Annotated in this window: 11 protein-coding genes; 3 read left to right on the plus strand and 8 right to left on the minus strand. The window is 61.7% G+C overall.

From position 1 onward, the window contains the following. Positions 1-452: 452 nt before the first annotated feature. From BM353_RS15170 to BM353_RS15180, 3 genes are all read right to left on the minus strand, one after another. Entirely contained in the window at positions 453-1,628 is a 1,176-nt protein-coding gene (locus BM353_RS15170) for a reverse transcriptase family protein (RefSeq protein ID WP_092082369.1), read from the minus strand. A gap of 194 nt (positions 1,629-1,822) precedes the next feature. Beyond that, positions 1,823-3,124 carry a phosphoribosyltransferase-like protein gene (locus BM353_RS16725; protein WP_143104189.1) on the minus strand — a complete coding sequence of 434 codons (1,302 nt, stop codon included), beginning with the start codon at positions 3,122-3,124 and terminating at the stop codon, positions 1,823-1,825. A 285-nt stretch (positions 3,125-3,409) separates the two neighbouring features. Beyond that, positions 3,410-5,671, minus strand: coding sequence for an adenosylcobalamin-dependent ribonucleoside-diphosphate reductase (locus tag BM353_RS15180; protein WP_092082373.1), 2,262 nt, complete (start codon positions 5,669-5,671; stop codon positions 3,410-3,412). 132 nt (positions 5,672-5,803) lie between these two features. Here BM353_RS15180 and BM353_RS15185 point away from each other — a divergent pair, with 132 nt between their 5' ends. Further along, entirely contained in the window at positions 5,804-6,232 is a 429-nt protein-coding gene (locus BM353_RS15185; protein ID WP_245759676.1) for a DUF1489 family protein, read from the plus strand. A gap of 80 nt (positions 6,233-6,312) precedes the next feature. Here the strand turns inward: BM353_RS15185 and BM353_RS15190 are convergent, their stop codons facing one another. The 4 genes from BM353_RS15190 to hisS form a co-directional block, all read right to left on the minus strand. Beyond that, a complete protein-coding gene (locus tag BM353_RS15190) occupies positions 6,313-7,308 on the minus strand; it encodes a hypothetical protein (RefSeq protein ID WP_143104190.1) in 996 nt (331 codons plus the stop codon). A gap of 137 nt (positions 7,309-7,445) precedes the next feature. Beyond that, complete coding sequence (hisG, locus tag BM353_RS15195) at positions 7,446-8,153, minus strand: ATP phosphoribosyltransferase (RefSeq protein WP_092082379.1); 708 nt, start codon at positions 8,151-8,153, stop codon at positions 7,446-7,448. Further along, positions 8,150-9,235, minus strand: a complete 1,086-nt coding sequence (locus tag BM353_RS15200) for an ATP phosphoribosyltransferase regulatory subunit (protein ID WP_092082381.1) — start codon at positions 9,233-9,235, stop codon at positions 8,150-8,152. The genes hisG and BM353_RS15200 overlap by 4 nt, the downstream gene beginning before the upstream one ends. Continuing rightward, a complete protein-coding gene (hisS, locus tag BM353_RS15205) occupies positions 9,235-10,839 on the minus strand; it encodes a histidine--tRNA ligase (protein WP_092082383.1) in 1,605 nt (534 codons plus the stop codon). The genes BM353_RS15200 and hisS overlap by 1 nt, the downstream gene beginning before the upstream one ends. Before the next feature lie 122 nt (positions 10,840-10,961). Between hisS and BM353_RS15210 the strand changes: the two genes are divergently transcribed. Together BM353_RS15210 and BM353_RS15215 are read left to right on the plus strand one after the other, a co-directional pair. Continuing rightward, positions 10,962-11,174 carry a SlyX family protein gene (locus BM353_RS15210; protein ID WP_092082385.1) on the plus strand — a complete coding sequence of 71 codons (213 nt, stop codon included), beginning with the start codon at positions 10,962-10,964 and terminating at the stop codon, positions 11,172-11,174. 158 nt (positions 11,175-11,332) lie between these two features. Beyond that, entirely contained in the window at positions 11,333-13,525 is a 2,193-nt protein-coding gene (locus BM353_RS15215) for an NADP-dependent isocitrate dehydrogenase (RefSeq protein WP_092082387.1), read from the plus strand. A 345-nt stretch (positions 13,526-13,870) separates the two neighbouring features. Here the strand turns inward: BM353_RS15215 and BM353_RS15220 are convergent, their stop codons facing one another. Beyond that, positions 13,871-14,548 (minus strand): SOS response-associated peptidase, encoded by a 678-nt coding sequence (locus BM353_RS15220; RefSeq protein WP_092082389.1) that lies wholly within the window; start codon positions 14,546-14,548, stop codon positions 13,871-13,873. Between the last annotated feature and the right edge of the window lie 590 nt (positions 14,549-15,138).

A 15,138-nucleotide genomic window follows, 5' to 3' on the forward strand; every position in this document is an offset into this window, starting at 1 on the left:
CTGCGCTGCTCAAACCAGGTAGCCCTGGTTAGCTTTTTTGCATTACTGGCCGCCATTCGATGACCATACTGCTCTCCTGTGCCGGAGGCTCCAGCCCGGGACTCTATGAGTCCCAACGGGATTGTGGTGGCATGTAGCGAAACTCAAGAGGTTGAAGGCCTACCGGCTTTTTCTGGGACAATTCCAATGTCAAGCGCTATGAAGGGTTGCTTCGCGCCGGCCCGATGTGGACGTTGCGACCAGCACAAACTTGCCTTTGGTCCATTGCGAGGCGAAGATCCTCTGTCAGCTCAAAATAAACCAGGAGCTGGAACTAAGCATTCCCTTTCGGCCCAAACACACAAGAAATGTTGCGGGGAAGTGAGGGGCGGCGATGTTTGGTCAATAAAATCAGAAAATCTCGGGGATTGCTCTCCCGATGGGTCAACTTTTGCCTCTCTGCTCCCGGAACTCTATGCCTGCGGCCAATCAATCTTAGCGAATTTTTCCCAAGCTTTCTTTGCGTATTCAGGATCAACCGAGTGCGCGAAAGCAATCAACCCCTCAATATGGTTCCTCAATCCGAAAACGCTTTGAAAATGATTTTTCTCAGCATGCTCCACAACCCCCGGCCAGTCAGCACTGACGTGATGTAAGTGTCGTCGCAATTGGTTGCGAAACTTTTTTGAAAGCTGTGGCGTGGGTCCATCCACGAGCAACCCCAAGACAACTCGGCGCGCACCAGGTGGGACAACTTGCGTCTTGGTTAGGTTTGGCTCAAATGAAAATCTGCGGATCACCTTGTAGACTTCAGAAATCACTTTCTGAGCGACTTCGCGAGAAAAGGCATCCGACTTCGTTGAAAACGTCAAGTCGTCCGCGTATCTTGTATACGTGAGCCCGAAACTGTTGGCGACATCCTCAACGGACTTGTCAAAATCAACCATTGCCAAATTTGCGAGCATTGGACTCGTGGGCGCTCCTTGGGGAAGATGGCCGAGAATGTCAACGGCGCTGTAAGCGTGTATGGAAGTATAAATGTGATTCCTGGTTCGCCACTTTTTATATGCCCTATTTCTCCTCCAAGTGGCACTCCCTTTTCGCGTGCATATTCGCGCCAACTCGAACGCGACAAGCGGCTGGTATCCCATATCGGAGAAGACTCGGAAGACATTTTGCTCAGTTACGGATTCAAAAAAATTAATGATATCCAGCTTGATCAACCACCTACAACCACAGTGTAGACTGGCTGCATCAACAATGTTGCTTCCAGCTTGATAAGCCACACTGGCATCATGGGTCCGACCGTGAGCAAGAATATTTCGAGCAATCCATTTTTGCATCTTCATGAGCTGGGGGTCCGGAGCACAAATTATTCTGAACCGTTTTGATGTCTGACCAGGGATGCCGCGTTTATGTATCTTGAATACACGATACTTATCCTCCGTTGATCTCTCGACTACCTCACGGAGGAATTTGTATTTGACATCCGCAGAGTAAGCCAAATGCTTCAGGCTGAATATCGGCTGACAATTCGGGGATTTGACCTGAAGTGCTTTCCCAATAGCTATAGCGGCGTCGACCGTCGCCAGGTCAGATCCCTTACTAATGGCAAATTTCTTGAAGTGCTGAGAGCGCCACGGTTCCATTTACTTCGAGCCCCTTGGGGCGACGACAAGGGAAGACACGTAGGAGACTTCGACGTCAGCGTGTCTTTCCTTGTAGTTTGACGCTGTAGTGAGCTTCATCGCGGGCTTGCGGAATCCTTCACCCGAGGCCGTGTGCTCTTTCAAGCATTCGCCTATCCGCTGCCAGTCTACACTGGCCGCGTTTGCTAAATGGTTCACTTTGGCGCTCTCAACTGACTCGGAACATAGTAGGGTTTATCGGCACTTGGAAGTGTTTTGACGGGGGGAGCTGCTCGTCTGAGATACTTTAACTCACTATGTGCCTTCGGGGTCAAAACATATTTTGCATTGATCCAGCCGGCCGCTACGCATCTACGGATAATATCTTCGCTTTCTGCGATGCTCAAACCGGTCCTCGCAGATACGACCACGGCCGTTCTCGGTTTCTTTTTGAGCGCTGTGAGCACAAGTGAAAACATGACCTCTTCAGGTTTCACATCGTGCTGCGAGGCCAACTCCGCCAGCCGGGACTCCCGCATCTTCTCGAGCTTGGCTATTGCCTGAGCGTGCCGGTCTTCTGCTATAGCCAGTGATCCAGGTTTTAATACGCGCCCTTGGAAGAGCGGCACCCAATTACGGCCTGCTTTGTGAAATAGTCTTGGAGCATTGTTGGGCATTCCGTGAGAGAATACGATCAGCGCGCCGATCCCAGAGTGCCCAAGACGCGGGATTGATTTGCTTTCGTAGTCCTTTGGACCATATTTGCAGCAAAGATCGAGGAAATCGTCATTTCTGTAGCCCTGCAAGTCAAAAACTGTTGGGCAAGCTTCAAGGATTGATACGGTCGGTTTACATGCGTGTTTTTCGAGCTTATCAATTCCGGCTTCCGCTGCGGAAAAAGCTACGACTTCAAAACTAATGAACTTCCCGGAGCGCCAACTTTTTACTGAAGCAAGACGCCACGCCGATTGAAGATAGCGAGACGCCTGACACCCTGAACCCACGAAATCGGTTACTAAGATAAACTTTCGAATTTTCTTGTTACGTATCAAATCTGGGCCGGGATGATCGTAGGCGATTTCTGGATTTCCGCGGACATATTGGGTAATTATATTGGCCACGATGCCCTCGCTGCCTGTTTCCGGATACTTCTTATTTTCTGATTGAACCGGATTGGGTCCTATACCGTAGGCCCTCTTTACTTTCGTTGTGGTTTCTTTGAAAAGACGATTTGGCTGGCCATTCCATTTCCGCACACTGCGTTCAGCATAGAGCGCTACCGGTTGGCCGCACGCCCTGACTCGCTCTTCAATGAGACGAAAAACACCATCTCGAAACTCGTCAGCACCGACTCTGCGAACGTTCTTGAGCATGTCGGCGGCCAAGACTTCGTCATCATCAAACTGACGCAACCAAGATATTTCGTTTGCGCTAAAGTCCTGTGTATCCAATGAGCTTGTCCGTCCAAGGTCCGGTTCGTGGATTTGAGTGTAAACTCTTTCAAGATTGTCTGACACTTTTCACGCCTCCTGGGAAGGTCTGAGAAAGGCCAAGCTACCGCTCAAGACCTCACTTCAGTGGCGCGCACCTCTTCACAATGTTCAAACGAGCCGTGATCCGTGATGTCAGTCGCGCTGGCCGTTGAACGGTTCGGTTCTGGCGATAGCGCCAGCATCCAGTAGCGGCTGCCCCCTATTGGCATCCGTGAAGTTGGGAAAGGACACCAAATGCTTGGAAAATGGCCATCTGGACGAGCCAAATGGCCAAAATTTGGTGGTTAATTCAACTTCACGCGCGCTCCATCAGCCACACTTCGAATGTCCGCAGCTCCCGCACGTCATACATCCCTCGACCATGCGCATGTCATACTGCCCACAGCTCGGACAGGCCGGCCCCTTAGGCGCGTCGAGGTTAACAACCTGCGCCTGCGGGTCGCTCTTGAGCCCCAAACCCTCGCCTTCGATGAAGCCGATCGAAATCAGATGCGTCTCGATCACTCCGCCGATCGCCGCCAAGATCGAAGGAATGTACTTGCCCTGCATCCACGCCCCGCCGCGCGGATCGAAGACCGCCTTGAGCTCCTCCACCACGAAGGACACATCGCCCCCCCGCCGGAACACCGCCGAGATCATCCGCGTGAGCGCCACCGTCCAGGCGAAGTGCTCCATGTTCTTGGAGTTGATGAAGACCTCGAATGGCCGCCGCCGACCGCCAACAAGAATATCGTTCACGGTCAAGTAGATGGCATGTTCGCTATCGGGCCATTTGAGCTTGTAGGTCTGCCCCTCGAGCGCTTGTGGCCGGTCGAGCGGGTCGGACATATAGATGACATCTGCGCCCTGATCCGCCTCCGGTGCGGTCTCGGAGGTCTCCGAAACGCTCAGGACCGACCCGGTCACCTCATTCGGCCGATAGGTCGTGCACCCTTTGCAGCCCGTCTCATAGGCCTGCATGTAGACGTCCTTGAACGCCTCAAAACCGATATCTTCGGGGCAGTTGATCGTCTTGGAAATCGAACTGTCGACCCACTTTTGCGCCGCCGCCTGCATCTTGACATGATCGGAGGGCGCAAGCGTCTGAGCGTTCACGAAGTAGTCGGGAAGCTCCTTGTCGCCAAACTTCTCACGCCACATTTGCACGGCATAATCAACGACTTCCTCTTCCGTACGCGAGCCGTCCTTCTGCAAGACCTTGCGCGTGTAGGCATAGGCAAAGACCGGTTCGATGCCCGAGGACACATTGCCCGCATAGAGCGAAATCGTCCCGGTGGGCGCAATCGAGGTCAAAAGCGCATTGCGGATCCCGTGCTCGGCGATCTCTGCACGAAGGTCCTCATCCATGCCCTGCATCGTGCCGCTGCCAAGATAGCCCTCTGCGTCAAAGAGCGGAAAGGCGCCTTTCTCCTTCGCCAGTTGCACCGAAGCGCGGTAGGCGGCGCGGGCGATGCTGTGCAACCAGCGCTCGGTCTGACGCGCCGCTTCGTCCGAGCCGTAGCGCAGCCCGGTCATCAGGAGCGCGTCGGCGAGGCCCGTGACCCCGAGGCCGATGCGGCGTTTGGCGTGCGCCTCATCCGCTTGTTCTTTCAGTGGAAATCTGGACGCGTCGACGACATTGTCCATCATCCGCACGGCCGTGGCGACCAGATCATTCAGCGCGGTTTCATCGAGTGCGGCGGCGTCTTCGAACGGGTCCGTGACCAGCCGCGCGAGGTTGATCGAGCCGAGCAGACAGGCCCCGTAGGGCGGCAGCGGCTGCTCGCCGCAGGGATTGGTCGCCGCGATGGTCTCGCAGTAGTTGAGGTTGTTGGCCTCGTTGATCCGGTCGATGAAGATCACACCCGGCTCGGCATAATCATAGGTCGCGCGCATGATCTTGTTCCACAAATCGCGCGCCGGCAGCGTTTTGAACACCCGCCCGTCGAACTCGAGATCCCAGCTCCCGTCCGCCTTCACCGCCTGCATGAAATCATCGGTGACCAGCACCGAGAGGTTGAACATCCGGAGCCGGGCGGAATCTGCTTTGGCGGAAATAAAGTCTTCAATATCAGGGTGATCGCAGCGCATCGTGGCCATCATCGCACCGCGACGCGAGCCCGCTGACATGATCGTGCGACACATCGCGTCCCACACATCCATGAAGCTCAGGGGCCCCGAGGCGTCGGCCGCCACGCCTTTCACATCGGCGCCGCGCGGGCGGATGGTGGAGAAGTCGTAGCCGATGCCGCCGCCCTGCTGCATGGTGAGCGCGGCTTCCTTGAGCATGTCGAAAATGCCGCCCATGCTGTCGGGGATCGTGCCCATGACGAAGCAGTTGAAGAGGGTGACGGACCGCCCCGTCCCAGCCCCGGCGGTGATCCGGCCTGCGGGCAGAAACTTGAAGTCTTCCAAGGCTTTGTAGAAGGTGTCTTCCCAGTCCTCGGGCGCTTTCTCGACGCTCGCGAGCGCCCGCGCAATGCGGCGCCAGCTGTCCTCGACGGTGGTGTCGATGGGCGAGCCGTCGGCAGACTTGAAGCGATATTTCATATCCCAGATCGAGGCGGCGATGGGGGCGGCGAAGCGCGACATGGCAAGCGATTCCCTTGGCTGATGAGGCATCCAATCTACCTTACCTCTCGGGGCAGTTACAACTGCTTGCCTGTCCTGCTGAATAACCTACAATATTTTGTGGGGCCTGTGGATGAACCTGTGGAAGAATCTGTGAGCAAAATCAATCTGATCAAACTGAGCGTCGGCACCGAGAGCGTCGAGGACCTGATCCACTGGCAGGCGTCGGGCCGCAGCGTGAGTGAGGACGGGCTGCCGCGCCATGTCACGCGGATGTGGCCCAAGCGCGAGGCCGAGCTGCTTCAGGGCGGCTCGATCTATTGGGTGATCAAGGGAAATATCCTTGCGCGGCAACGCGTTGTGCGTCTCGATGAGGTGATCCGGCAAGATGGGATCCGCCGCTGCGGCATCGTGCTTGACCGCGAGGTGATGCTCACCCGCCCTGCCCCGCGCCGCCCGTTTCAGGGCTGGCGCTATCTCAAACCAGAGGACGCGCCGGCCGATCTGCCCGCGTCTCGCGCCGCGGAAACCGCTCTTCCGGCCGATCTCGACGCCGCGCTCACCGAAATCGGTATTCTCTGACCGCTCCCACATCTGCGCATCGCGATGACGTCGCGCCAATGGGCCCCCGTCTTGCGCGACCCCGTCTTGCGCGACTCTGCTCAGAAGCCGAAGAGCGACGTGAGATTGTTGCCGAAGGCAGAGCGCCCGCCGTCGATCACAGAGCCGGCAACGCTCGATTGCGGCGGGCTCACGGCACTCTGCGCGCCGAAGGGAAGGCTCAGGCCGAGGCGGATCTCGTGGCCGTCGCCGTCGAACTCCTCGCCACCGCCTTCGAGCCGCAGGTTGCGGTCGACATATTCAACGCTCGCCATCAGCGGCAGCCCCGCGACACCCCCGAGATCGTATCCCGCGCCGATGCCCAGAGCCGTGCCGCTGTACTCATCAATGCCGCCGAGGTCATCGAGGCTTGCGCGGGTGATCCCGCCGAAGAGCGTCAACTGGCCGCGGCTGTAGGCACCGCCGAGGCCGAGGACGTTGATCCCCTCGCCATCGATCTCGGTGCGGCCCCAGAGCCCCCCGATGACCGCTTCCGGCATCGGGCGCGCCGCATAGCGCGCGCCGTATTCCGTGCCGGTGTCTTCGCCCTCAAGATCGCCGATCGCTTCGATGCGGCCGTAGTAAACCTCAAAATCGGAGAAGGAATAATCGTAGCCGCCGGTCACCCCGTAGGAATTGAACCGCAGATCGTCATCGGGCCCGGAAAAGCCCGTGCGCTCGAAGTAGACCCCAAGTTCGCCGCCATAATTGTAGCGATAGCGCGGCGCAACGCTGAAGCCGGAGAGATCAAGCTCGCCGTCGGCCTCCAGTGTTTCCAGATCAAGCCGCAACTCGGCGCCGAACCCCGCATCGGGCCGCCGACCGAAAGCCACATCGCCGGACAGCATGAGACTGCGACGGTCGAAATCCTCGCCCTCGATCTCACCGTTGCCATAGCCGAGCGTCGCCGTGCCGGAATAGAGGGGCGCTTCGCTCGCGCGTCCGAGCACGTTTTGGCCCGACACCTCGCCCGTGGGCAGGGTCTGCGCGGCGAGCGACGACCCGATCACTGCGGGCACGAGGGCGACGAGACGATGTCTGAACGGGGTGTTGGACACGGGAAAATTCCTTGCGCACTTGAATAATGGTCAGCCACCGATAGCGCCGGGCCCCCGTTCTGACGAGGCATTTCTTGTCGCGGCGCCCCGAGGCCCGCGCAGTGTTGCAACCGCATCACGCGGAGGAAAGCGCAGGCTCAGCGCGGCGCGCGGTCGATGCCCAGCATCTCCTGCAACTGTGCGAGGGTGGCGCGATCCGTCTCGTCAAAGGCGGCGCGGCGCGACTTGAACAGCGTCGCCTGGCTGCGGAGGATCAGCCCGTCTTCGAGAATGCGCAGGTGGTTGGCGCGCAAGGTCTCGCCCGTCGAGGTGATGTCGGCGATGGCCTCGGCGGTCTCGTTCTTGACGGTCCCCTCGGTCGCGCCCTGGCTGTCCACGAGCCGGTAATCGGCCACGCCCTCGGCCTGGAGGAAATCGCGCACCAGCCGGTGGTATTTCGTCGCGATCCGAAGGCGGCGGCCATGGGTGGCGCGGAAAGCGCGGGCGGCGGCGTCGAGATCTTCGAGCGTCGTCACATCGACCCAGAAGGCCGGCACCGCGAGGATGAGGTTGGCCTCGCCAAACCCCATAGGCGCGAGCGGTTTGACCTGCTGCTCCCAGTTGGCGAGCTTTTCCTCGATGAGATCATTGCCGGTCACGCCGAGGTGAATGCGCCCCGCGACAAGCTCGCGCGGGATCTCGCCCGCCGAAAGCAGCACCAGTTCGACCCCGTCGATCCCCTCCACCTCGGCCGCATATTCGCGCTCCGAGCCGGTGCGGCGCAGCGCGATGCCGCGTTTTCCGAACCACTGGAAGGTCTTCTCCATGAGCCTGCCCTTGGAGGGCACGCCGAGCTTGAGGGTCATCGCGCGGCCTCCAGTTCGAGCTTGAGCCCGGGGCGGATCACGCCGCCCACGGCCGGGATCTCGCGCCCCTGCCCCAACTGGCGGGTGAGCGCGTCGTAGCGCCCGCCGGTGGCGACGGGCGGCAGGTCGGGACGGCCCTCGGCGAAAAAGCCGAAGACGAACCCGTCGTAATATTCCATCGAGCTGCGCCCGTAGCTTGCTTCGAAACCGAGCGCGTCGAGCGCGATGCCGCGGCGGGCGAGCGCTTCCATCCGGTCTTCCATCCGCGACACGCTGGCGCTGATCGCGGGCAAATCGACAGCCAGATCGCGCAGGTGTTCCAGCGCGAAGGGCATGGTTTCCTCGATGGCAAGCAGCGCGTCGAGCATCTCACACTCGTGGGACGAAAGCGGCGGCTCGGAGGCGTCTTCTTGCAATGCCTTGATCCGGCTCAGGATTTCCCCTTCGGAGCGGAGCCCGATGGCGGGGGCGATCCCGCTCAGCGGATCGGCGGCGGTGAGCAACGCAAGCCGCGCGGGCGGGACAGGCGCACGGCCCGAGAACCGCTCGATCAGCGCGCGAAAGCGGCGCGGATGCCAGATGTGGCGGGCGAGCGCGGCCTTGCGAGCCTCGCTGGTGCGCAGCCCGGCGACGGCCGCCGAAAGCATCCCGATATCGCCCGTCATGCGGCGCAGGGAGAGGCCCGCGAGCGCCGCGTCGATCGCCGCGAAAACCTCCGCTTCGGCATCGGCGGGCGCGCTGCGGTCGAAGATCTCGAACCCCACCTGGAGGTATTCGTTGGCCCGGTCCGGGTCGCTCTCCTGCCGCCGGAAGACCTCGCCGGCATAGGTGTAGCGCGCGGGCTCGGCGCCCTCGGCCATGTGCATCTGGACGACCGGGACGGTGAAATCGGGGCGCAGCATCTGCTCGCCGCGCAGCGCGTCGTCGGTCACATAGGCCCGGCCCCGGATATCCTCGCCGTAGAGGTCGAGCAGGGTCTCGGCCGGCTGGAGCACGGGCGTCTCGACCGGCACGGCGCCGAGCGCTTCGAACCGGGCGCGGAGGCGCGCGGCCTCGGCGAGAATGTCGGCACGGGTCGGCATCAGGCGGGGCTCTCGGGGCTCTGGCTGTCGAGGATCTCGCGGACCTTGGCCACGAGCGCATCGCGCGACACCTCGACCTGGCTCGGGCGCTCCTTCCATTCTTCAAGCGTCGCGTTTTCGGCGATTTTTGCGCCGAGGATGAGGTCCTTGATCTGAACCACGCCGCGCGCGTGTTCATCGCCGCCCTGGATGATCGCCACTGGTGCTGCGCGGCGGTCGGCGTATTTGAGCTGGTTGCCGAAGTTCTTGGGATTGCCGAGATACACCTCGGCGCGGATGCCCGCAGACCGCAACTCGGCCACCATCGACTGGTAATCCGCCATGCGGTCGCGGTCCATCACCGTGACGACCACGGGGCCGCATTCGATGCTTTCGATCCGGCCCTTTTCGCGCAGCGCGGCGAGCAGCCGGTCGACCCCGATGGAGACCCCCACGGCGGGGACCTTCTGGCCGGTGAAGCGCGCCACGAGGTCATCGTAGCGCCCGCCCCCGGCCACCGAGCCGAACTGGCGCGGGCGGCCTTTTTCGTCGAGGATCTCAAAAGTCAGCTCGGCCTCGAAGACCGGGCCGGTGTAATAGCCGAGGCCGCGCACGACCGAGGGGTCGATCACGATCCGGTCGGGGCCGTAGCCTTGGGCGGCCAGCAGGGAGGCGATCTTTTCGAGTTCCTCCAGGCCATCCAAACCTTCATGATACGCACCTATTTCCTGGTGCATATCCAAATTCCCTTCGCCCATAAGGCTCCGAAGATTCGAAAGAGTTTCTTCGTTGTTTTTTCCTCGAGCGAGCATAAACGAAAGAACGCGTCCTGCGTCGACCTCTGATAGCCCCACACCTTCGATAAAGGCTCCTGACTGATCTTTTCGGCCGCTAGTGAGCAACTCAAAAACGCCGTTACCACCAACTTTGTCAAACTTGTCAATCGTCCGAAGAATCGCTTCAGGGTCCACAAAATCGTAATCGCCGAGATTTAGTTCTGGGTCGCTAAGCGAACGAGGATTCTTACGGAGCTCGCGTGTATGCTCATTGTCAGGAAGTAAGCCTAAGATAATTCCATTCAAAACCTTCCGGTTGTTGATGCGCACAATGTAGTCGCCGCGCGGAATTCCAAGATCTTCCAGCGTGTCCGACAGCATGGCGCAGATCTCGGCATCGGCGGCCATGGAGGCCGTGCCGACCGTATCCGCATCGCATTGATAAAACTGGCGAAACCGCCCCGGCCCCGGCTTTTCGTTGCGCCAGACCGGGCCCATCGCGTAGCGGCGGTAGGGGGTGGGCAGATCGTTGCGGTGCTGGGCGTAGACGCGGGCGAGCGGCGCGGTCAGGTCGTAGCGCAGCGCGAGCCAGTCGCCGCGCCCGCTGTCGTCGTCCTCCTGCCAGGCAAAGACGCCCTCGTTTGGCCGGTCCACATCAGGGAGAAACTTGCCAAGCGCCTCAACCGTCTCCACCGCGGAGCTTTCAAGCGCATCGAAGCCGTAGCGATGATAGACGGCGGCGATCTTGCCCAGCATCTCGGTCCGCGCGCGCACATCGCCGCCGAAATAGTCGCGGAACCCCTTCGGCGTCTGGGCCTTGGGGCGGGTTTGTTTCTTCTGCTTCGCCATCGCGCTCGCGCCTCAGCCGGTCTCGGTCGCCGCAGCCTTTATCGCGACCCGCGCGCAGGGGCAACTGCTTGGGGCCATCCCGCCCCCTTGGCAGCGCGCCCGAGAGCCCCTAAACGGGGGCCATGAGTGAAGACCGCACCCAAGCGTTGGAAGAAACCCTCGCCCACCTGACCCGACAGTTGGAGGAGCTGAGCGATGTCGTTGCCGGCCAGGCGACCGAGATCGCGCTGCTGACACGCCGTGTCCAGATGCTGATGGAGCGCGAAGCCGCCCGCGAGAGCGACGGCGGCGGCGGCAGCGTGGTTCTCGGAGACGAGCGGCCGCCGCATTACTGAGGCGAGCCGGCCCGCAAGGGTCGATCCCGCCGTTTGGGACCGAGCCGCTTCCCACAAAACACCCGCGCGAAAATTTCTGTATACAAAGGTATGCGATTGATCCCGCAGCGCGCCTCGCGTAGAGACAACGCCGAAGCGTCTTTCAGAGGAAACCAGCCATGCCAGACATCATCTACACGAAAGTCGACGAAGCCCCCGAACTGGCCTCCGCGTCTTTCCTGCCGATCATCCGCAAGTTCGCCGAAGCGGCGGGCGTCTCGGTCGGCACCAAGGACATCTCGCTCGCCGGCCGGATCCTCGCCGCCTTCCCCGAGCAACTGCCCGAAGACAAGCGGCAATCGGATGACCTTGCCGAGCTTGGGCAGCTGGTGAAAACCGCTGAGGCCAACGTGATAAAGCTGCCCAACATCTCGGCCTCCGTGCCGCAACTCGTCGCCGCGGTCAAAGAGCTGCAATCCCAAGGCTACCCGATCCCCGACTACCCCGAAAATCCTCAGACCGACGCCGAAAAGGACGCCCGCGCAAAATACGACGCGATCAAGGGCTCGGCGGTGAACCCGGTCCTGCGCGAAGGCAACTCCGACCGCCGCGCGGCCAAGGCCGTCAAAGCTTTCGCCCAGAAAAACCCCCACTCGATGGGCACATGGGACAGCGCGAGCAAGACCGTCGTCTCCTCCATGTCGGGCGATGATTTCCGCTCCAACGAGGTCTCGGCGACGCTCGCGAAGGACGAAACCGTCTCCATCGTGCACGTGGGCAACGACGGGACCGAGACCGTGCTGAAAGACGGGCTCTCCTTCCCCGCCGGCACCGTGGTTGACGCGACCTTCATGTCCGCCAAGGCGCTCTCGGCCTTCATCGAAGAGCAGATCGACGCGACCAAGGACGCAGGCACGCTCTTCTCGCTCCACCTCAAGGCCACGATGATGAAGGTCTCCGACCCGATCCTCTTCGGCCACGCGGTCCGCGCCTGGCTCAAGCCGGTGTTCGAGGCCCATGGCGACAAGCTCGACGCGCTCGGCGTCAACCCCAACCAGGGGCTCGGCGCGCTGCTGGAGAAGGTTTCCGGCGAGCCCGAGATCATGGCGGCCATCGAGGCCGTCACCGCCGAGCGTCCGCCGATGTACATGGTCGACTCCGATCGCGGCATCACCAACCTGCACGTGCCCTCGGACGTCATCATCGACGCCTCCATGCCGGCGCTGATCCGCGCGGGCGGCAAGGGCTGGGGCCCGGATGGCAAGCCGGCCGACACCAACTGCGTCATCCCCGACAACAGCTACGCGCCGATCTATGACGAGGCGATCCGCTTCTTCAAGGAAAACGGCGCGCTGGACGTGACCACCGCCGGCACGGTCCAGAACCTCGGCCTGATGGCGCAGAAGGCAGAGGAATATGGCTCGCACCCGACCACTTTCGAGATCGCATCGGGCGGCACCGTCGAGATGCGCCTCTCGGACGGCTCCTTGCTCCACAGCCACACCGTCGAGGCCGGCGACATCTGGCGCTCGGCCAGCACCCGCAAGGCGCCGATCGAGGACTGGGTCCAGCTCGCCATCGACCGGCAGGCGATCGAGGGCTGTCAGGCGATCTTCTGGCTCGACGCCACCCGCGCCCATGACGCGGAGCTGATCAAATACGTGGAGCCGATCCTCGCGGCCAAGGGCGTCGCCGACAACTTCGCGATCATGTCCCCCGCCGAAGCCACCCGCGTGACGCTCGAAGAGATCACCGCGGGCCGGAACAGCATTGCCATCACCGGCAACGTGCTGCGCGACTACCTGACCGATCTGTTCCCGATCCTCGAGCTCGGCACCTCGGCCAAGATGCTCTCCATCGTCAAGCTGATGCAGGGCGGCGGCCTCTTCGAGACCGGCGCAGGCGGCTCGGCGCCCAAACACGTCCAACAGCTGGCGCAGGAAAACCACCTCCGCTGGGACAGCCTCGGCGAGTTCTGCGCGCTTGGCGAGAGCCTCAAGTTCCTCGGCCAGAGCCGCGGCAACGCCAAGGCGGCGGTGCTCGGTGACGCGGTCGACGCGGCGACCCAAGGCATCCTCGACCATGGCCGCTCGCCGGGCCGCAAGGTCGGCCAGCCCGACAACCGCGACAGCCACTACTGGTTCGCCCGCTACTGGGCCGAAGCGCTGGCGGCACAAGACAGCGACGCCGAGCTCGCCGCCCACTTCGCCCCCATCGCCAAGGCTCTGGCCGAAAACGAAGAGGCCATCGTGAGCGAGATCGCCGCGGCCCAAGGGGACGTCGCCGACCTGGGCGGCTACTACCACACCGACCCGGCCAAAACCGCGGCGGTCATGCGCCCCTCGGCCACGCTGAACGACATCATCGGCTGATCCAACACCAGCCTGACCATCAGGGGCGGCGTTCACGCGCCGCCCTTTTCAGTCCGCGTTGGGACGGAAACAGATCCTCACGCCTTTGCGCAGTGCGACCGCATCGACGACTTGCCGATTGCAGCCCCCCAAATCCTCAACCTGACGCCGCTCTTTCCTCGAATTTTCTTCGGGCGCTCATATGCCCCCTCTGCCGGGCACTCGCGAGAAACAGCTTTTGGGGGCGGTAACGGGTGCCAATCTCTTCGCTCTCAGGGATCATGATAAGCAGTACAGGGCGACGGCCTTCAACACGGTGATCGCGCGCCAGCCACTCTCTACCGCCGAGAAACTCGCCCCCTCTCCTTAAAAATCGAAGCTCGATTGTGCGGGCTCGAAGGGTTCGATGAGATCTTCGCCGTCGCTCTCGCCGGTCAGGGGCCGGACCTGGTAGTACTCGAAGCGTCCGTCCCAGCCGGTGCCGAGGCGGGTTTGGGCGGCGTCGGGGGTGATCTCGCCGGTGAGCCAGTCGTTGATGTCCTCGGGCGTCATGATGACGGGCATGCGGTTGTGGAGATGGGCGATCTGGGGGCTGGGTTTGCGGGTGATGATGGAGCAGGCATAGCCGCCGCCGGGTTCGCGCTCGTAGAACCCCGCGAAGAAGAGCAGCGGCGCGTTGCGTTTCACGGTGATGAAATGCGGCTCCTTGCGGCCCCGCACCTCGGACCATTCGTAATAGCCCAGCGCCGGGATGATGCAGCGTCCGCGCTCCCAGTAGTTGCGCCAATAGTCGATGTTTTCGATCTTGGAATTGATCACCGGGCGGGTGCCGCCGTTGGGGCGCATCTGCCAGCGGGCGGCGCTCAGCAGGAACCCGTCGTCTTGCGCAAAGGCGAGGTTGACCAGATCGGTGGGGCGGGTGTGATAGCTCGGCTTGGCCGTCGGGGCAGAGCCGTCCGGCAGGAGCGTTCCGTAGAGGAAATACTCCATCATCTCCAGCATCTGCTTCTGGGTCAGCTGACCGGCTGCGAAACGTCCACACATGGGGCCAAGGTGTGGCCTGGCCCGGGGCGCGTCAAGAGCAGCGTCGAGGCCGAGGCAACCGATCCGACCTATGAGGGGCGTGCCTCATGGTGCCACGAACATCTTCGATCTGAGGGCAGCGCGAGATGCCAAAAGCGGCAGGCCGTGCGGCTCCTGTCGAAACCGGAGCCGGGACAGGGGCAGGACGGGGACTGCCGCTCCGACCTTTGAGCGGTGTACTTTATGGCGCCACTACCCTCCTTGCTCAGAGGTCAGCGTGAGGTGGCAAAAGCGGCAGGCCGCGGGACGTCCTGCCACTGGCCCGGCGGCTTCGCCTTGGCTCCGGGCCGTGCAGCGCTCCTGTCGAAACGGGAGCGGGGGCGGCGGCAGGACGGGGACTGACGATCCGACATCCGGACGGCGCGCTTTATGGCGCCATAACCATCTTCCTTCTCAGGTCATCGTGAGGCGGCAAAAGCGGCAGGCCGCGGGACGTCCTGCCGCTGGCCCGGCGGCTTCGCCTTTGCTCCGGGCCGGTAGCACTCCTGTCGTAACAGGAGCCGAAACGGCGGCAGGACGGGGTCTGCGTGAAGGGGATCGGCGGACCTCAT

The sequence above is a fragment of the Poseidonocella sedimentorum genome (assembly GCF_900116005.1).
Lineage (GTDB): Bacteria > Pseudomonadota > Alphaproteobacteria > Rhodobacterales > Rhodobacteraceae > Poseidonocella > Poseidonocella sedimentorum.